This is a genomic window from Nostoc sp. C96 (genome assembly GCF_059384975.1).
On sequence record NZ_CM182020.1, the window covers coordinates 2535841 to 2556343 of the forward strand.

14 protein-coding genes are annotated in these 20503 nt (G+C 40.7%); 8 read left to right on the top strand and 6 right to left on the bottom strand.

The annotated features are described in order from the left end of the window. Positions 1-465: 465 nt before the first annotated feature. The 4 genes from AC504W_RS11010 (at position 466) to AC504W_RS11025 (ending at position 7572) form a co-directional block, all read left to right on the top strand. A complete protein-coding gene (locus tag AC504W_RS11010) occupies positions 466-3150 on the top strand; it encodes a DUF3536 domain-containing protein (protein WP_494877757.1) in 2685 nt (894 codons plus the stop codon). A 452-nt stretch (positions 3151-3602) separates the two neighbouring features. Beyond that, on the top strand, positions 3603-4778 hold the full coding sequence (locus tag AC504W_RS11015) for an anhydro-N-acetylmuramic acid kinase (RefSeq protein WP_494877758.1): 1176 nt from the start codon (positions 3603-3605) through the stop codon (positions 4776-4778). Between the two features lie 318 nt (positions 4779-5096). Beyond that, the gene (locus tag AC504W_RS11020; protein ID WP_015113606.1) at positions 5097-5546 is read left to right on the top strand and encodes a hypothetical protein; all 450 of its coding nucleotides are present in this window, start codon (positions 5097-5099) and stop codon (positions 5544-5546) included. A gap of 460 nt (positions 5547-6006) precedes the next feature. Next, the gene (locus AC504W_RS11025) at positions 6007-7572 is read left to right on the top strand and encodes a serine/threonine protein kinase (RefSeq protein ID WP_494877759.1); all 1566 of its coding nucleotides are present in this window, start codon (positions 6007-6009) and stop codon (positions 7570-7572) included. A gap of 405 nt (positions 7573-7977) precedes the next feature. Here the strand turns inward: AC504W_RS11025 and AC504W_RS11030 are convergent, their stop codons facing one another. The 4 genes from AC504W_RS11030 to AC504W_RS11045 all read right to left on the bottom strand — a co-directional run bounded on the left by AC504W_RS11030 (position 7978) and on the right by AC504W_RS11045 (position 12031). Continuing rightward, on the bottom strand, positions 7978-8175 hold the full coding sequence (locus AC504W_RS11030) for an NblA/ycf18 family protein (protein WP_015113604.1): 198 nt from the start codon (positions 8173-8175) through the stop codon (positions 7978-7980). A 920-nt stretch (positions 8176-9095) separates the two neighbouring features. Then, the gene (locus AC504W_RS11035) at positions 9096-9821 is read right to left on the bottom strand and encodes a Stp1/IreP family PP2C-type Ser/Thr phosphatase (RefSeq protein ID WP_494877760.1); all 726 of its coding nucleotides are present in this window, start codon (positions 9819-9821) and stop codon (positions 9096-9098) included. Between the two features lie 18 nt (positions 9822-9839). After that, positions 9840-11528, bottom strand: coding sequence for an ABC1 kinase family protein (locus AC504W_RS11040; protein WP_494878630.1), 1689 nt, complete (start codon positions 11526-11528; stop codon positions 9840-9842). Positions 11529-11716: 188 nt separating this feature from the next. Further along, complete coding sequence (locus tag AC504W_RS11045; RefSeq protein WP_494877761.1) at positions 11717-12031, bottom strand: DUF6825 family protein; 315 nt, start codon at positions 12029-12031, stop codon at positions 11717-11719. Positions 12032-12448: 417 nt separating this feature from the next. Here AC504W_RS11045 and AC504W_RS11050 point away from each other — a divergent pair, with 417 nt between their 5' ends. Further along, positions 12449-13417, top strand: coding sequence for a hypothetical protein (locus AC504W_RS11050; RefSeq protein ID WP_494877762.1), 969 nt, complete (start codon positions 12449-12451; stop codon positions 13415-13417). Positions 13418-13430: 13 nt separating this feature from the next. Further along, complete coding sequence (locus tag AC504W_RS11055) at positions 13431-13868, top strand: hypothetical protein (protein ID WP_494877763.1); 438 nt, start codon at positions 13431-13433, stop codon at positions 13866-13868. A gap of 88 nt (positions 13869-13956) precedes the next feature. On the opposite strand, the gene AC504W_RS11060 is transcribed toward AC504W_RS11055, so the two are convergent. Continuing rightward, positions 13957-14595 (bottom strand): TetR/AcrR family transcriptional regulator, encoded by a 639-nt coding sequence (locus AC504W_RS11060; protein WP_494877764.1) that lies wholly within the window; start codon positions 14593-14595, stop codon positions 13957-13959. 141 nt (positions 14596-14736) lie between these two features. Beyond that, on the bottom strand, positions 14737-16320 hold the full coding sequence (locus AC504W_RS11065; RefSeq protein ID WP_494877765.1) for a phenylacetate--CoA ligase family protein: 1584 nt from the start codon (positions 16318-16320) through the stop codon (positions 14737-14739). A 214-nt stretch (positions 16321-16534) separates the two neighbouring features. On the opposite strand from AC504W_RS11065, the gene AC504W_RS11070 reads away from it, so the two are divergent. Next, positions 16535-18220, top strand: a complete 1686-nt coding sequence (locus tag AC504W_RS11070) for a protein kinase domain-containing protein (protein ID WP_494877766.1) — start codon at positions 16535-16537, stop codon at positions 18218-18220. Between the two features lie 118 nt (positions 18221-18338). Beyond that, positions 18339-20468, top strand: coding sequence for a protein kinase domain-containing protein (locus AC504W_RS11075; RefSeq protein WP_494877767.1), 2130 nt, complete (start codon positions 18339-18341; stop codon positions 20466-20468). Positions 20469-20503 lie beyond the last annotated feature (35 nt).

The window sequence follows — 20503 nt, forward strand, 5'->3', positions numbered from 1 at the left end:
ATAGGATACTCTCAACCATCAGTTAACCCATTGAGAGAATTTACTAAACTCAGCTTTCTTGATAAAAATTAGTTTTGTGAGATTATGTAAATTAAAATTGCGTTTTACAGATTTTTTGCAATCTTTTGTAGCAAAAATATCAGTTTGGCAGTAGCAAACTACACAAAAAATCGAGTTTAATAGATTAGAAGACAATGAAATTTTTAGTGGCATTGGAACTGCCAAAGTAAAAACCTTAATAAAGGTGTTGTTAGATGGTTAAGAATTTAGTGATACTTGAGAAACAGCCATCAAATAACGCAGATTTCCCACTCTAGTCAGACTGCTTTCTCAGGAATTAGACTGTATCCTAGACACATAGTTTTAGTCTATACCGGATTTTGTCATCAACCCTGTGTATATGAGGTTGGCATACAACGCTTTGCGCGTTACTAAAAGTTTTTTATTTTGGATAAATATACATACATGACTTCTGCTGCTGAATTGCCAGGAAGCACTGGCGCTACGTCTACTCATCATCCCACTGCCCAAAATACTCACCAGAATGATCCCCTGAAAACATCTACTGGTGTGTATGTCACAGTGCATGGTCACTTTTATCAACCACCGCGCGAAAACCCTTATCTAGACGCAATTGAGCGTCAACCCAGTGCTGCACCTTTCCATGATTGGAATGAGCGAATTCACTATGAATGCTATCGTCCTAATGCCTTTGCCAGAATCTTGAACGATCAAGGCGAAGTTATGGGGATCGTGAATAATTACGAATATCTCAGCTTTAACATTGGCCCTACCTTGATGTCGTGGCTAGAACGCTACGATGTGGAGGTTTATCAACGAATATTAGAAGCAGATGCCAAAAGCGCCGATCGCTTGCAAGGTCATGGTAATGCGATCGCGCAAGTATATAATCACATCATCATGCCTCTGGCTAACGAACGGGATAAATATACGCAAATTCGCTGGGGCAAAGAAGACTTTAAATCCCGCTTTGGCCGCGATCCCGAAGGAATATGGTTAGCCGAAACAGGTGTAGACTACGCAACCATAGAAGCTTTAATTGCTGAAGGTATTCGTTTCATTATCTTGGCACCATCGCAAGCACAGCGTTGCCGTCCTTTAGCAACTAAAAATGATCCCCAACCAGAATGGTACGAAGTTGGCGGTAGTCAGATTGATCCCACCCGTCCCTATCGTTGCTATTTAAAGCCAACTTTAAAGATTGCAGCTTCACCGCTGAGTACTGTCTCTTCCACAGAAAGTATTGACGCATCTGTAGAAGGTCTACCCTATATCGATATCTTTTTCTACGATGGCCCAATATCACGGGATATGGGTTTTACAGATGTTACTTATAGTTCCAATTACTTGGCTGGACGCATTGGTTCAGCTGTGCGCGGAGATCATCGTCCAGCCCAATTGATTTCTGTCGCCACCGATGGGGAAACTTTTGGACATCATAAAAAAGGTACGGAAAAAACCTTAGCTTACGCCTTTACACAAGAATTTCCTCGTCACGATTGGACAGTCACCAACTTTGCCCATTACCTCAGCTTAAATCCTCCCACCTGGGAAGTAGAACTCAAGCCCATCACTGCTTGGAGTTGCGCTCACGGTGTCGATAGATGGCAAGATGACTGTGGTTGCGGTGGTGAAGGGGGTGTGTGGCATCAAAAATGGCGGCGGCCTTTACGTAATGCCTTAAATTGGCTGCGGGATCAGTTAATTGAAGTGTATGAAGAATATGGCCAGCAATTTTTCAAAGATCCTTGGTTAGCCAGAGATGAGTATATCAACGTCATCCGCGATCGCACAAGCGCCAATGTCAGCCGCTTCTTGTCCCGTCATCAAACTCACAAACTCACCGCCGCTGAACAAGTAGATGCTTTGCGTTTATTGGAAATGCAGCGTCATGCTTTATTAATGTTCACCAGTTGCGGCTGGTTTTTTGAAGAACTATCTCGCCCAGAAGGAACTCAGATTCTCCGTTACGCTTCCCGTGCGTTAGAACTGGCGGGTGATGTGGCTGGTGTGCAATTAGAAAAAGGCTTCCTCAAACGTCTGGGTTTAGCACCAAGTAATGTAGACTTATTCAAACATGGCGGTGAAATCTATCGTCACTTGGTGCTAACGGCTCAAGTCAGCTTCAAGCAAGTTGCTGCTCACTATGCCATTACTTCGCTGTTTAATAGTAACGGTCAACACTCAAAACTCAGCACTCACAGAAAGCGGGTTTATTGCTATACCACCAATGAGTTAGATTACCAACTGCAACGAATGGGAGCGCTGACTCTGGTTGTCGGACATTTAAAATTAGTTTCAGATATTACTTGGGAAAGCGAACATTTAGTATTTGCTGTGTTGCATTTAGGTGGCTGGGATTTTCACTGCTGCATTCAACAGTTTACTGGGCGACGTGATTACAGCCAATTTAAAGAAAAACTGTTTACAGCACTCCAACAAGCAAGTGCAGCCCAGACCATTTTGGTAATGACACAGTTATTTGGTAATGAAACCTTCAGCTTACAGAATCTCTTTGCTGAAGAACGCCATCGAATTATGCGGTTAATTAATCAAGAAACATTGACCCGACTAGATCAACTGTATACTCAAACGTACCGAGAAAATTACGGCGTACTCATGGCATTCCATCGGGATGAGTTAGAAGTACCCCAAGAATTGCAAGTCGCAGCGGAGATTGCTTTAGGCTATCGGTGTATGACCACATTGCGATCGCTAGAGCAAGATATTGCTGAACCGCAATCCTGTTGGAATCACATTGTCGAGTTAGAAGCAATAGCCACAGAAGCTAAACATCTGCGTTGTCGCTTAAACATTCCTGAAGGTAAGCAAATGCTAGAGCAATTAATTTTGCGATCGCTCTGGCAATTATTACATGATGCCAACGGTAGTTTTGCCACCGATATCCAATTGTTAGAAAGATTGATTGATGTGGGATATCAACTCAACTTGAGTATTTCTCTATATCGTTCCCAAGAACTCTACTTTAGTTGTCTGCACAGTCAGATAGCACCTGCTTGTATAACCAGCCTAATTAAAAAAGAAGATACTAGCCAGTGTCGGCAGTTGTTGAAATTAGGTCAAAAGTTAGGCGTTGATGTCAATGCCATTTTGAGTCAGTTAGATTAATTCATTCCTAGAACTCAAATCCCCGACTTCTCACAGAAATCGGGGATTTTGCTGTCTGTGCTATTTTTATAGAAAAATTATCTACTTTATCTAAAGTGGAGAAATGATCGCTCCTATTATCCTAAATTTAGGGGAGCGATCGCTGCACAAACAAAAGTGGAACATTAGCAATTATGTACTGAGTAGTAATTTTGATTAACAGACTTAGGATAGATTTACTATGTATCATTAGACTGACATGGCATTCCTAAATCGTTTATTAACTAAAAGATCCCTGACTTTTTTAAAAAATCGGGGATCTGAACCTCTCGATTTTCACAAATTACTTTACACATTCTTTGTTTCCTGTTCCCTAACTTAACTGCTATATAGCGATGCTGTTGGATTTGCGAAAATTTTTGTGTAGCTTGTCATTTATGACTATTGACCAATACAACTATTGACAAATACTTATGACTCGTATTATCGGTTTAATTAGTGGTACATCCGTAGATGGCATTGACGCTGCTTTAGTAGATATTTCTGGTACAGATTTAGATCTCAAAGTTGAGTTGTTAGCAGGGGAAACATATCCTTATCCTGCTGAACTCAGAGAAAGTATTTTAGCTGTTTGTGCAGGCAAAGCCATCTCAATGGTAGAATTTGCCGAATTAGATGATGCGATCGCCTCCAGCTTTGCTCAAGCTGCTGAAAATATTCAAACAGGTCATCAGCCAGCAACTTTAATCGGTTCCCACGGGCAAACAGTTTACCATCGACCACCTGTAAAAGCAGGGGGGCAGGGGAGCAGGGGGACAGGGGAGAGTAACTCTCTACTAGGCTACACATTACAACTTGGCCGTGGTGATTTGATTGCTCATCTTACAGGTATCACAACTGTCAGTAATTTTCGTGTGGCTGACATTGCTATTGGTGGTCATGGCGCACCACTTGTACCTAGAGTAGATGCTTATTTACTCAGTCACCCAGAAGAAGGACGTTGCATTCAAAATCTCGGCGGTATCGGTAATGTAGCTTATATCCCACCGCGCCGCGATAACTGGTTAGAAAAAATGCGCGGTTGGGATACTGGCCCTGGAAATAGTCTGTTAGATTTGGCAGTAGAACATTTAACCAATGGTGCAAAAACCTACGATGAAGATGGCAAATGGGCAGCTACTGGTAGTCCTTGCCAACCTTTGGTTGAACAATGGTTACAACAAGATTATTTTCATCTACCACCACCCAAATCTACAGGACGTGAATTATTTGGTGTAGATTACTTAAATCAATGTTTAAAAGATGCCGGGCCATACCAACTTAGCCCAGCTGACTTTTTAGCAACCCTAACCGAACTGACGGCTGCTTCGATTGTTCACAGTTACCAAACTTTTTTACCACAAATGCCACAACGCATTTTTTTATGTGGTGGCGGTAGTCACAATTTATATTTAAAACAAAGAATACAATCATTACTCAAAACAATCCCCGTCTTAACTACCCATGAAGTCGGCTTGAGTGCAGATTTTAAAGAAGCGATCGCATTTGCGGTTTTAGCCTACTGGCGACAGCTAGGTATTCCTGGAAACCTACCATCAGCAACAGGCGCACCTCATGAAGTACTACTAGGAGAAATTCACCCAGCTTAACTAGGACTTACGGATAAAAGCGCAAAATCAAAGGTTTGAGAAATTATAGAGGTATGAGTATTCAAAACCCTCACACCTCTAAACCAAGTTTTAACAGACATATTTGTGTAAAACCTCTTGAAAATAAGTTTTGATGACTTATACCAATTCACCAAATGATTGAGACAAATAGATTGACACAACCCAGGCGCAGAAAGCAATTCCCAATCCAAAATCTAAAATCCAAAATCTAAAATGGTACTAGACACCTGACATTTTCAGGTTTCAAATATATCTTTGAGTCGTAAGGGTACTTGATCAAGACAAGGAACTGAGAAGGTGGGTCACACTTTTTTAATGGAACCAGGACGCTGGACATTACAAGGCAATTGGCTAGAACGCAATGGGATGCCAATCAGCGTTAAGGGTATGACCTTGGTTGCTTGGAATCGAGATAACTGGTTCACAATGGCAACAAAGCTGATTTTTCCTGGCAGCGATCGCTCGGAAATCTCTTTACTATACAAAGGTCGTTTGCATGAAGGAGAACGCCAGTATACTTTTTTACTTCAGCATAACCTTTTCGGGCAAATTGAAGGCGAAGGTTGGATTGGGCTAGATACAATTGTGCAGCGCTATTGGGTATTAAGCGATCGCCAACGTCGCAGTGGCTTTGAAACAGCCTATCGTCTTTCCAATGACACTTACTATTTAAGTTGTGGGGTTATGTCAGGTCATTCTCTCACTAGTACGATGGAAGCCAGCTTAGAACGTCAACCGCTGAAATAGTACTGAGTTGTATATATGTTGCAATGCAACGTCTTTTGGAAATTAGCTAAAACACAAATTAGATCGTCCTTTGTCATTTGTATTTACAAAGGACTAATGACCAATGACCAATGACTAATTTATTTGTAGCGATCGCAAATCAATAGAAACCATAGATAATTATTTAGTCAAATTTGGGCAGACTAAAAATAAATCAACATCATAATGCGGAATGTTAGCCAACTTCAGAATGAATCTACCATTCCGTAGATTTTAATTGGCATCTTCCAGCAGTTGTAAAAACCACTTGCTGACAAACCGCAAGCCAATACTAGAAGTTCTCGACCAGAGGACTCGATACTACTTCTGAACTTTAGTGATGAGTTTAGAAACAAATTCTAGACAAATCAAAAATGCCAGTTTAAACGCACTTATTTTCCTACACACTTACAATCAATCTGCTTTTGGAGTCGAATGTTTTATGTCAGACCCCAACATTGGACGCTTACTCGGCAAACGCTATCAGCTTCAGGAATTAATTGGTACTGGAGCAATGGGTCGAGTTTATCGTGCTAAAGATATTTTGTTGGGAGGTGTACCTGTCGCTGTCAAGTTCCTCGCTCTGTCGATTCTTAATGAAAAGATGCGGTTACAAGAACGCTTTGAGCGAGAAGCGAAAACCTGTGCTTTGTTAGGGCAAAAAAGCATTCATATTGTAAGAGTTATGGATTATGGCGTAGATGAAAATAATACGCCGTTTTATGTGATGGAATATCTTCAAGGACATAGCCTCAGTCAGATTATTCGTCAGCACTATCTAGCTTTACCCAGATTTTTTAGTATGGTGCGTCAAATCAGCTTGGGGTTACAATGCGCCCATGATGGTATACCAGTTGATGGCACTATTTACCCAATTATTCATCGTGACATTAAACCCAGCAATATGCTGGTAATTCAAGATTCAAGCTTTGGGGAATTAGTCAAGATTCTCGATTTTGGGATTGCTAAGTTACTCCAAGGAAATAAAGACCAGACAAAATTTTATTTGGGAACTTTGGCTTATTCTTCTCCCGAACAGATGGAAGGAAAGGAACTAGACAATCGGTCAGATATTTACAGTTTAGGTGTGATGATGTTTGAAATGCTGACAGGCAAGATGCCGTTAGTCGCACCCACTCATTCTTTTGGTGCATGGTATAAAACACATCACTCTCTTGAACCACGCTCGTTTACTGAGGTTCATCCTGGGTTACAAATTCCCCAAGAGTTACAAAATTTAGTCATGAGTTGTCTGGCTAAAGCACCAAGCGATCGCCCTCAAACGGTGAGCGACATCTTGAAGGTTTTAGAATCAATCGAACAAAATTATCGCTCACCCATCGTTCAGCCAAGTAAGCCAGCACCAAAACCTGTAGCTAGTCGTAGCTTAACAATGCCTGTGGAGATTCAGCCAAAAACAAAAGCTGATGTACAGGTGTTACCTTCCAATGATGAAATTCTGCGCTCTGTTTCTTGGCCAGACAATAAGCCAATTGCCGATATTGTTTTTCCCCAAAAGATTCGTCTTCATAACGAAGTTGTCCCAACTCTGTGGGTGATGCTACCACAACGGGAAATTATCAAAAGGTTTGCCTGCGATCGTTATAATCAATTTCTATTTCTGCCCGCCCCTCACCCGATGGCACTGTGGATTACTGTTATCTACAATCGTAAGCACGGTGTTAAGTGGTTGCCTTACTATCTTGATCTCAAGACTACTTTTGGGCAAGAAATAGCTAGATTACTAGCAAACACTGGTTACTATCGATTGTTATTCTTTGCGCGGGAAGTTCCAAGTCGCTGTTCTCATATCCTACTTTGCAGTATTGCTACGGCTCAACGCCAAAACCTAGAACAGTGGGCAAAAGAAAGTCAAATCTCAGCTTCATCAGTTGATCCACAGCTTAGTAAAAATGTACTAAAAAGTGAATACGAAAGAATTAAACCCCAAATCTTATCTAAATTAGAAGCAATGGCTACAGACATTCCCCTGGATCTTTCGAGCTAGGATATGGCTGATTGCAAAATGTAAACTTTTATAACAAAAAATCTATATTCGGTTGTAAGCCCTGCGTTATAGCAAATATAATGATTAGCGATGGCAAGTGGTCAACTAGGATTAATTGGATCTACGCAAATCGTGCTATGTATCCAATACAGCACATAAATTAGTTCACTTAAATAGCCATAACTTATGTGTAGTGGCTACTTGATAATTACTAATTTATCCCCGACAATACAATTTAGTCTTAACAAATATGTGGAGCCTTTATGTTGGCTTGGCATAGAGTTAGGTTAAAAACAATCAATTTACAATTGCTGAACTAAAGTTGACGCCCCAGCATCCCCAGCTCCTTTCCTTCTTGGAACCGAGCAAGAGAAGGAGGTCGCCCACTGCGACACAAAAATAATGCTATGCCAGAGTGGAACCAGAATCTAAGCCCCACTGATGCTTGAGCAACTCTTGGTAAGTAGCCTCGCGCACAACCATTTGTTCATAAAGTTTGACTAAAAAGTCTTTCGCTTGGTCGTGGCTCATGTGCTGCACTTGAGTAGCAAATGAACGAATGCTGAATTGTTGTTCCAAAGATAATTCAATTGGCTGGTTCATAGTAAACTCCGAAAACAACGCGTAAAAAAGAGATTTAGCGGGAGAATTTCTATCCTACCAGGGATAGTTGGAGGGCTAACAGTAGCTCTACATTTGTTCCTACGTATTAAGAAAGATAACAATTGTTTGACTATTTGCCCACACCCCTTGGGATAAATTTTTAGTGTCTTTAACAGCTTTTGCCTAAACCTACTGGTATACAACTCAAGTATGTTGAGGCATATTCCGGGAAATTTCACAAATAGTGAAATTAAATACCGAATTTTAGCCTTGCCGAGTTTGAGCTTCTCTAATGTGGAGAAGGCGATTGGTGCAAGGTTAAATATAAGGTATTAAACCTGAATTATATGCGCCATATCGTATTAGGTGCAAGATGTCAATTCAACAAATTATAGAAACTTAGCCTCCAACTGCTAAATTTTGGAAGTTAAAAGTATTTTTATCAAGTTGTAAAGAATAAAAATGCTCAGGCTGAACAAATTGCTGAGTATATTTACTAAAAATAAAGTTCAGAGTCAAGCAATTTTGGATTTGGCAAAAATTTGCGCTCAAGGGTAGGAGAGATAGCCTTGTCACAAGGCTTCCCGTTTTGGAACTATCGAAAAAGATTATTGTCGGTTTTATGGCGTATAGAGCTAGAACTTACGCACCAAGATTTGGGGATAGGGGTGATCAAACTCAGATTATTTCGTTATTTTTAGAGTCATTACTCATTACTGTGTGAAAAACCTACGCTTGTGAGCGTATCCTCCCGCCCTTCTCTAAAACCTTAATTTTTCGGTTTCTGGCGTAAGTCCTGATCAAGCAAATGTTATAAGCAACAAACAACTCTACCACAAAGGCTTTTTGCAAAGCAACAACTGGTGGCTTTGAAGCATAAAGGAATGTTTGTCACTATTGAGGATTCACAGTCTGCTAATTCAATTTTGTAGTTCTACGATGACAACGGTAATGTTATCGTGTCCGCCTTGCTCCTTGGCAGCTTCTATCAGGGAAATAGAGGCTTTTTCTAGCGCGGGGTGTTGCAGATAATCAGCAATCTTTTCGTCTATCAGCTCTTCGGTGAGACCATCACTACATAACAATAAGCGATCGCCTGCGCTCAAATTCAGCAGTTGCACATCAAATTGATTTAGGTCTTCCCGACCCAAACAACGCGATAACACATGGCGGAAGGGGTGCATTCTGGCTTCTTCTGGAGTGATGTCGCCAACCTTAATTGCTCTTGCTACCCAAGTATGGTCTTCAGTGATTTGCTCTAGCTGTGACCTACGTAAGCGATACAATCTAGAGTCACCGATGTGAGCGCACCAAGGAGCTTCTACTTGGCGAAAAAGTACTACGACAACAGTAGTACCCATGTCAGCGCGTTCTGGATGATTTTGCTGATCCTGCAAAATGGCTTCATTAGCTTGCCACAAAGCCTTTTCGAGTAATTCTGGGTCTGATTCAGGCAAATTCCAATTTGCAACTAAATAGGCTTGAATTTCGCGTGTTGCAATATGGCTTGCTTCTTCACCGCCAGCATGACCGCCCATCCCATCAGCGACAATAAAAAATCGTCCTTCGGGATCGACATAATAAGCATCTTGGTTACTAGAACGAATAAGTCCCGGATCACTAAAACCCGTGAATTTCAATTTCATAATTTTTTAAGGCAATAATTAATACATACGTTCATAACGGTCGAGGCGAAGAAGCAAGCGGATCAGGATTACTGAGACTGCTGCTGCAATCAAACCAGCCAGCAGTGACAACCATACATAATGATTCACCAATAAAATGGTAGCTGACAGAGTAAATCCACTGATTATCAAAGCATAGCTGATTCCTAGTTGAATATTCCCCTGTCGCCGCAACAAACGTTCTGATTCTATGGAACGCACGCGCACACGCATGTCGCCACGCTCTAATTTTTCTAAGGTATCTTCTAGCCTACGTGGTAGCCCAAATGCCGTCGTACTCACCTGTACTGCTTGACGACTTAATTCATTGAGGAAGCTATTACTGTCAGCGCCATTCATGTTTGTCATAAGCTGTATTGCATAAGGTTGGGCAACTTCCATAAAATTAAATTCTGGATCTAAGCCCTTACCTACCCCCTCTAGAGTGGAAAAAGCTCGCATCACAAAAGTGAAAGTTGCGGGAAATCTAAATGGCTGATTATAAGCTATTTCGTATAGATCATCACTAATTGCTGCAACTGATTGGTTTTCAAACGGCTTATCCATAAAATTATCCAGCATATACTGGACAGAACGCCGTACTGGCCCCATATCATCTACTGGTGCGATCGCTCCTAAATTAACCAGTGATTCTACCACGCGATCGCCATCTTTTTGGGCAATGCCAAACAGGGTTTCCATCAGTCCTTCGCGGATATTGGACTTAATTCGCCCCATCATGCCAAAGTCATAGAAAATCAAACCACCACCATCTGCACTGACAGCTATGTTACCTGGATGGGGGTCAGCATGAAAAAAGCCATTATTCAGCAATTGATGTAAATAAGCTTGAGCGCCTTGACGCGCAATTAACTTTCGGTCTAAACCCGCAGCTTCTAAAGCTTCATATTGACTAATTTTAATTCCCGGCAGATATTCTAAAGTTAGAACCCGTGGCGAGGTGTAACGCCAATAAATTCTGGGAACTTTTACCCAGTCGTAACCACGAAAGTTCCGGCGAAATGTATCAGCGTTACGACCTTCACTGAGATAATCGATTTCTTCCCAAAGAATGCGACAACATTCTTCATAAATCCCCATCCAATCTCGTCCCTTCCCCCATTTAGGATGGTTTTGGAAGTAACGAGCAATTCCTTTGAGAATTTGTAAATCTATTTCAAATAACTTCTTGAGTCCAGGACGCTGTACTTTGACAACTACAGCTTCCCCACTGTGTAGCACAGCTTTATGTACTTGACCTAAACTCGCAGCAGCTAAAGGAATCGGTTCAAAACTTTGGAAAAGTTCAGGAATTTTTTTTCCCAGTTCTTGCTCAATAATCGTTTCTACTTGCTCATAGCTAAACGCGGGAACTTTATCTTGCAGCTTCGATAACTCCTCAACATATTCACTAGGAAATATATCCGCACGCGTCGAAAACAATTGCCCAACTTTAATAAAAGTCGGGCCTAAATCTAGTAGGGTGTTACGAACCCAAATTGCTTGAGCTTTACGCCTTGCTGCTTGTTTTGCTTCCGTTACACCACCTGGATAACTCCAAGATTTGTTGTAACGCCACAATTTGAACATAAAGGTCAATACAAAAGACCAAATGTCCACAAAGCGACGTTTGCTAGAGTAGTTTTCACGATTCCAACGGTATGCTTTGTCTGAATAACTTTGTTCCATATCTTTGGCGTACCGTTGGTTTGTCACTGAATCAACTGGAAGATAAGACACTCTGATCCCTAAAGTGTGTTTGATAAAGGTGTCATTTGCTACTTGTCATTTATCATACCCTGAGCTTACTCCTGCGGAGAATTCGTCAGAGTAGCTGCTAACGTGTCTAGGTCATTGGCGATGACTTTGACTGTTAACTATACAGAACTGCTGCGATAACGCTGTAATTCATTACGCAGTAGTGCAATTTCGGCTCTTAGTTCATCAATATTTGCTTGCAAATCAACGGGGTCTTGACTAGATGTAGTTGTTTGACCCGCATTAGCCGCTTCTGCTGCACGATTTGCTCGTTGTGTGACTTCTTCTGTAAACTGACGCAGTTGTTCTCTGGCTTCTGCATCAAATTTCCCTAATTCACTCAACGCATCGGTTAAAGCAACCTCGAAACGCTCATTAATTACTTCAGCGACTGCTCTGCCTACAAAAAAGGCTTGTAAAAGGGGGTTACTCATAAATTTTTGTTACGTTCGTCCGCAAAAGAATTATAACTTGGCTGTATGCTTTGCCGCTTCTATCTGAGAGTTTGGAGTTAATTTTACAATCCCCAACTATAACTATATAGGTATATGCTACTTAAGCTGGATAGCCAGCCCTAGATTAGAGAACCTAAAAAAAATTGGGTAATTTCTCTGGTAGATATTTTGATTTGCTTAATTTTTAATTAAAAAATCGCATTTCAACTCTAGGGCAATCATGTAAATAAATTATATCTATTCATTTTTTTATATTTGGTAACGAAAATTAAATAATTTCTTCCTAGGCAGATTAAAAACAAATATTTAAGTTTTAAAAATTAGAGCTATTAAAACACTATAGTAGCAGATATTAAATAACAGTGATTTAATAAATTGGCATATTTGTATTGAATTATGATGTCTATCAATTTTTGTGGTTGGCTAAAAAGTACATCTCGTAAATTCGCTTTAATTTTTGTGGCTATTAGTTTAACTATTAGTAGCTGTACACCAGAAAAACGAGCCATACTCAGGGTAACAGCAGAAAACTTCCGTTATCAAGCTTTTGAAGCTATTACATCATATAGAGAAATTAATCAACTGCAACTGAGAGACTCAACGGGTGATGAGCTAAATCAAATGATCAATGAATTACTCAATAATCCGATTATTGAAAATAATATTGATGATGGTAGTATTAATTTTCAACAGTTGGATTTAATTATTTTAGGTGAAGAAAAACAACCGTCAGAGCTTGATGCAGCATTAGATAATTTACAGGCTGAATATGATCAGGTTGTAGATATATTTACAAATCTGGAAGCAATTGATTATGGCAGTAGCAAGATAGTAGCGCAAACGGCTCAACCTGCAAGGTGTTTAACTGTAAAAATGCTCCGTCTTGCTCAACTTTTACAAAAAAATCCACCCAAACCGAAAAATCCAGAACGAGCAGAGATTGGTGTAGAGTTAATTAAGCTGCGTCAAGCTTATAGAGAAGCGAATATATCTGAAACTGACAAGCAGGAAATTGAAAATCAAGTTGGTGGATTAATCAATAAATGGCGCAGTCTAGATTTAGAAGAAAGAGAAATGATCGAGAATGCGATCGCTAAATTTATCGTAGCAGCAGATAAAGGACAAAGACTATCGAAACTGATTGATGAATATCCCCATCTTAGCTTTGATGTAATTTCAGCGAGAATTACCCAAATTTTAAATTTAACTACAAATATTACTGGAAATAACTACAGTTCATTGACAGGTAGAATCAACGTTGTTGAGCAAGAAATAAAATCAGATAAAACTCTGAGTAGTTTCTTTATAGATGTTGTCAATGGTCAATCTAAGCCAGATAAATCTCAACTTAAATGCCAAATTTAAAAGGGTGATCATTATGAATCATGAGCCTGTAAATAACATTATATCTGTAGTGGGTAACAAAACAATTGATGGTTTATCAACTATTATTGCCCAGTTGCAAGCAGAGCCAAAAGATAGTATTGATTTACAAAAGTTACAAAATACAGAAAATGAATTACAAGATATATTGCTGATGCTGCAATTTGAATTGAAGCAAGCGAAAGATAAAAGTAATTGGGATTTAGTAAATACATTAAGACCAGCAATTCATGAATGTAAATACACAATAGATAGTGTAAGAGCCGCGATTATTAATAAAATTGTTATCGGGGTAAATTCTGAAAATCTCCAAGAAATGCAAAAAATCTTAGCAGATATAGATGAAGCACGCAAAACCCAAATGCAGATTAATGTGGCAATTGGTTTATTTGGCTTTTTGCGTAAGCTATTATCTGGGAGGATTTTGCTTTAGCAGCAATTTGGTTATGTAGTTAAGATACCAGACCTTATTAAATAAGGTCTGGTATCGGAAAATAAATTATTTTTATCTATTAAACATATTAATTATGAATACTATTTGCACTTAAAACTGGTACAGGAGCTAAACTAATACCTCGGACAAAAATATCTACACAAGTATCGATATATTCATCACAACTATAATTCTTGTTCTTGAGTTTGGCATTGTGGCAAAGCATACCGGCAAGTAGCATTCCGGTAAACATATCAACTGCTGGTACTGGATCAAATTCAGGTCTGACAGTACCATTTTTCTGACAAGATTGGAGATAGGCAATGAGTTTTTCGCTTAATGGTTGAGCAGCTTCTTGAATAACTTGTTTAGCTGCTTCTGGATGACGTTTAGCTTCCCCAATGAAGGTACGAATTAAGTCTTCTTGAGCTTCAAGCATACTGTTATAAAGTTTGGCATAGCGTCTTAAGTCAACACGCAAATTTTGTGTCCAAGTTTCAGGGTGAGCCAATGCTTCTATTTGGAGTGTGAGAGCATTTTCAATAACTGCTTTGAGGAGTTGTTCTTTGCTGGCAAAGTGACGAAATAAAGTGACCTCATTGACACCTGCAACGCGAGCTATTTCACGGGTAGTTGCGCCTTGTACCCCTAAACTAGCAAATACTTGTGAAGCGGCTGCGATTAAACGTGTACGGGTGAGAGTGGATGAACGGATGTTTTTAGTCATTTTGCTTGCAAGTGCTTACTTGCATTATATTTAAGAGGGAAAATGTTTGATTAAGCAACTTACTACAATATTTAGCAAAAAGTTGTAAAGTTAATAAAGCCTGAGAATACGTAGATTAATAAAGTTTGACAAAATTTTCATTTACTTGCGTGTATAGCGGTGCTTAACGCCGATGGGGAAATATTCGCGATCGCCTGTTGCGGTTAAAGTCACCTGTGGTGTTTGATATTCTGGGGGAACATAATTAGCAAACTCACCGTTGAGGCGTAGTAGTTGCGCCAGAATTGACTCGGTGATGGCTTGGCGTTTGTCTTCACTACCTTCAACCCCTGGTGCTAGTTCTACAACTACAGATAAAAATCGGTTTTTGTCTGCATCTTCTTTAACTTGCAAGACGAATTTACCAGTTACCCATGCTTGAATGACTGGTTGTTCTAAGCCGACACTGACATTTTCGGGATAGATATTTGCGCCGAAGTAAGACACCGTAAAGTTAGAGCGTCCAAAAACGTAGACGAAAGGTAAGGGGTGAATTCCTCTTGATGAGTGCTGAGTCACCGAAGTTTGCTCAACAGGGGGAACCCCCACACACAACTTCTCGCTGAGTGCTGAGTTTTGAGTAATAGAGTTGAGATGTTCTAAAGGGTTGAAGTTCCAGGTGGCGAGAAATTCTAGCATTGCATCGTAGGTAATAATTCCGCCAGTGTCGAGGATGTCGTAGCGTATTAGGGGAATACCATTGTCGCCAGAGAATAATAAAGAGTTGTTCTGCGCCTCAAAAAAGCGACTGGTGGGGTCATATTGGAGTAATGTAGGTAAACGAGATTCGCCAAATAACGCTCTAGCCGCATCGGGATTTTTAGCTAAGAAACGACGAATGCAAATACTCAAAGGCGTTTCATTACCTAACACGCCAGCATCCGCAGTTCCGTAAAGTGAAGCGAAATCGTAACAAGGGTTTTGCGAACCTACTCTTTCACCAACTAAGCTGCGCCATTCTTCGCTAAATACTTCTCCTGCCATGACTAGCTTAATGTGATACTGCGACCATGTCACGCCACGACTTAAACCAGTATCAATCACATCTTTGAGGAATGGCGGATATCCCAAAAGGACAACTTGCTGAAAATTTTCCCCTAGTTCTTGAACTACGCGCAAGATTTCTTCTTTGTTGTTACCGGGTGTAATAACAGTGAGGGGATAACCTTTACTCGCTAGATAGCGACAGCAATTAGTGGTGAACATTCCCCCCACCCAAGTTCCCAGGGTGAAACAAATTACTGCAAGGGTGCGTCTAGTGTCTGTAAAAAAACTATCATGAAAAATTTGCTCAAAGCGTGTAGCAATTTGCAGTTCATCGGTGAAGAAGCGTGGCCAAAATGTGGGTTTACCAGTGGAACCAGAAGAAGCGGCTATCATATCGCACTCTGCTAATTGACCATTGCGACATAAATCGGGCAGAGGATAACGTTGGATATAATTTTCTTTAGCGATCGCAGGTAATTGCTGAAAATCTTCTAAAGTCTGAATTGTATCAGGATTAATTTCTCTTTCTGCTAAAAATGCCTTGTAGGCTGGGACATTTGCGGCGACATCGTGAAATAACGTTAAGACTGTTGGTGAACTAGCGGTGTTGCAGTGTCTTTGTAGTAGGGTTTCTATAGGTGTAGAGATGAAATCTTCAAATGCCTTGATGCTTCGCTGTTGTTGGGAATTAGCGTTCATAAATCTATCTCCAGTCGTTTAATATCAAGCTAGATTTGATTTTAAACGCAGAAGAATATGCAGGTAAACGCAGCGAAAAGTTGCGTGTGCGGGTTCCCCGCGTTGAGCAAACTTTTCAAGACAAAGAGGCGCAGAGTTAGATGAAGTATTATCCGTAAACAGAACTACTCCTGTTGTAGTAATTTATAAAAACCCTCATTTATCCTTCAGCACCATGCAGGTTTATTGCAGTAAACAACACACAAATCTTGACAGTAATCGGTTTTGTACCACTTGTGGTGAACCATTGCCTCTGGCTGTTGGGCAGATTGTAAATCAACGCTATCAAATTATACGTCAGCTAGGACAAGGCGGTTTTGGACGTACTTATTTAGCCGAAGATAAACAAAAAGCTCATCAAGTGTGTGTGCTGAAGGAATTTGCACCACAAGTACAAGCACAACAAGATTTACAAAAAGCCAAGGAGTTATTTGAACGCGAAGCAAATGTACTGAAAAAACTCCAACATTCGCAAATTCCCCAGTTTCATGCTTCTTTACAGGTGCAGATAGGTAGTAAAGATTTTTTCTTTTTGGTGCAAGATTACATAGAGGGTGATAATTACTGCCAGTTATTAGAACAACGTCAAGCTAAAGGACAAACTTTTACGGAAGAAGAAATCATTCTGCTGCTGCAACAGATCTTACCTGTGTTGTCTTATATCCACTCTAAAGATGTTGTACATCGTGATATTTCACCGGATAATTTAATTTGGCGACGTTCTGACCATTTACCTGTGCTGATTGATTTTGGTGGGGTGAAGCAATTACCCGCATCCCAAGGGTTTTGGTTCACGAAGTTAGCGGTGAATCACACGCTGTTAGGTAAAAAAGGTTACGCCCCAGAAGAACAAATTCGTCAAGGGAAAGTATTTCTCAGCAGTGATTTATATTCTTTAGCGGTGACGATACTCGTATTATTGACAGGGAAGGAACCGCAAAAATTATACGACAGCTATCAAGGGCTATGGTATTGGGGTAAGGAAATTAAAGTTAGCCCCAAATTAGAATTGGTATTGAAAAAGATGCTGGCTTATAAACCGAGCGATCGCTATCAAACAGCCGAGCAAGTTCTTAAAGAGTTACCATCGCCAGCTGTCACTAAACCAGGTAATCCATATATTACCAAACTGAAGACTCAAATAGTCTCGCCAGGACAAAAACGCGCTAACGCGATAGTCAGTAGAATCCATCAAAGAACTCAAGCTGTAAGCCGGACTTTACCTTTACCTATGTGGTTACGTCCTTTTGCTGTGAGTATGCTGGGTACAGCTATAGTCGGTTTAACAGTTGCTGGCACTTTGGCTGCGGTAAATGCGGTAGTGCGAGGTATCACATCTATTACCATACCTTCTATATCATTGCCCACAATGCCATCATTACCTAATCCCCTGGCTCAACCAGTCAGCAACAAAGGAAATGGGGATGTGCTGGCGCGTCGTCAAGAGTTAGAAATATCAGAAGCCTTCTTCATTCGGATGGTAGACGCTTTATTTTACAGTCAGAAGCCAGAAATGCAAGGGCGCACCATCACATCGAAATCGGAAGATAAGGCTTTGCGCGATGAGTGGTTGAGAATTGGTGATGACTTGTTGGATAAACTAGAACAGGCTGAACTTAGCTCCGCCGCACGTAGGAAAATGGGAAGCTACAGTCAAAAAGATTACGAAAGATGGAGACTGCAAGCTAGAACTGGAAAGTTAGGTGACTATACAATGAGTCAGTTGAACAAAGAGACTAATCAAAAATTTGCCGAGTTATTTCCTGGAAAGCAACAGGAGAAACAGAAGCAACAAACTTACGGTCAAATTTGGTATGCGATCGCGGCTGATAAAGTTAGTAAAATACAATCGAACAATTAGTTAAGGTGTCAGGGTGATGAGTGTGATAGGAAGCAGGGGTGTAAGGGTGCAAGGGTGCAGGGGTGTAGGGGAAAAATGTATGACTCATTCACCACTATTGACTATTGACTATTGACCAATGACTAAATTCTATTGCTCTAAAGGTCATGAAAATCCCGCAGGTAGTCGGTTTTGTCTCCAGTGTGGTGAGAATTTGCAAGGTTTACCTGTAAGTAATGGTATTCAAGCTGGTTTAACTTTAAGCGATCGCTATGTTATTGTCCGTCAAATCGGGCAAGGTGGATTTGGACGCACTTATTTAGCTGAAGATATCAACCGCTTCCGCGAACTTTGTGTTTTAAAAGAATTTTCTCCCCAAGTACAAACGGCTTACGTTTTACAAAAAGCGGAAGAACTATTTCAGCGTGAAGCTAGTGTTCTCTACAAATTGCAACATCCCCAAATTCCCCGCTTTCGAGAACTGTTTCGCACAAATCTGCAAGGTAAGGAATACCTGTTTTTAGTGCAAGATTATGTAGAGGGACAGACTTATAATTCTTTATTAAATACCCGCAAACAGCAAGGTCTAAGGTTTACAGAAGCAGAAGTACGGCAACTATTACAGCAGATTTTGCCAGTTTTAGATTACATTCACTCCCAGGATGTGATTCATCGAGATATTTCGCCAGATAATTTAATTTTACGCACTGCCGATCAACTACCAGTATTAATTGACTTTGGTGGTGTGAAACAAGTAGTCGCCACAGTTGCTTCACAATATTACCAACCAGGTGCAGCAGCCACGCCCGCGCCGACTTTATTGGGTAAAATCGGTTTTGCACCATCAGAACAAATGCAAACTGGTGCAGTATCGCCCCATAGTGACTTGTATGCTTTGGCAGTCACGATATTAGTATTATTAACAGGTAAACAACCGCAAGAATTATTAGATAATTACACTCTGGCTTGGAAATGGCAGCAAGACGCTAGTGTGAGTCCGATGTTAGCCCAAGTGTTAGATAAAATGTTAGCGCCTCGTCCGAGCGATCGCTATCAATCTGCTAGTCAAGTTTTACACGCACTTAACCCGACACCAATTCAATATCCCGTAACTCAACCACCTGTTATATCTCAGCCGGAAACCTCAGCTACTTTTGCAGTCGCACCCTCTCCTGCAAATAACCCAACACAACCTCGTCCTCTCTCCCCATCTCCCGCACCTATTCCCCAAGCCAAAAGTCAGTGGACAACAACTAAAACCTTTGCCGCAACATTAGCAGTTGTTGGTGTGATTGGGGTACTGTGGTTAGGGACAAATCGGAATAAGAATATTAGTGATAGGAATGATATTGACCCCACACCCACCCCAAGCGTTACCCAACCCGTTGATGCTTCCGAGAATTATTCCCCAGAAGAAAAGCAACGCAAAGAAAAATTAAGCGATCGCCGTCAAGAGTTGGGAATTGATCAAAGCTTTTATGTAAACTTAGTTAATCAAATCTTTTGGCGGAGAAACCCTAGTTTACAAGGGCGCACCATCAGCGATAAACCAGAAGATGAAAGTTTACGGGCGGCTTGGGATAAAACTGCGGATGAAGTGTTAAGTAAACTTTCAGTTCTTAGTAATCAATCACGACGGCAACTCGGAAATTATACCGCAGCCGATCGCGATCGCTGGAAAGCCTCAGTCAATAAAATTAACGTTGGTAGTCGCGCTTTATATGATTTAGGCGACGTAGCCTTTTACCGCACATTTCCCGAACAGCGTGGGCGAGATTTTATGAAGGAACCCATCGGACAAGTTTGGCATGGGTTTGTTAACGATCAACTGAGTGCTATCCTTGATGGGAGTGCTTTCGCCAAGATTGTTTTTGATATAGGCGCGACAAGTGAAACAGTCAGTGGGACTCTCAAACCAGGAACTGGTAAAGTATTCATCGCTGAACTGGCTAAAGGGCAAACCTTAGATTTAAACCTGAAAGCAAGTAACAAAGTTTTGCTATCAGTTTATTCCCCTTCCGGCAAAATCAGACTTTTAGAAGACTCGACAAAACGTACTTTAACCGCAGAATTACCAGAAAAAGGATACTATGAATTTGCGATCGCTTCTACAGCCTCAACATCAGTAGATTATCAACTCACCATCGCTGCGGAAAGTCCTATTCCTGTAGAGACACCTACACCCACACCTACAGAAACACCCATAGAAACGCCCACGCCGATAGAAACCCCTACAGAAACACCTACGCCTGTAGGAACAGAACAGTAAATATTTACGCTTCTCTACTTATCAGTCCACGATGG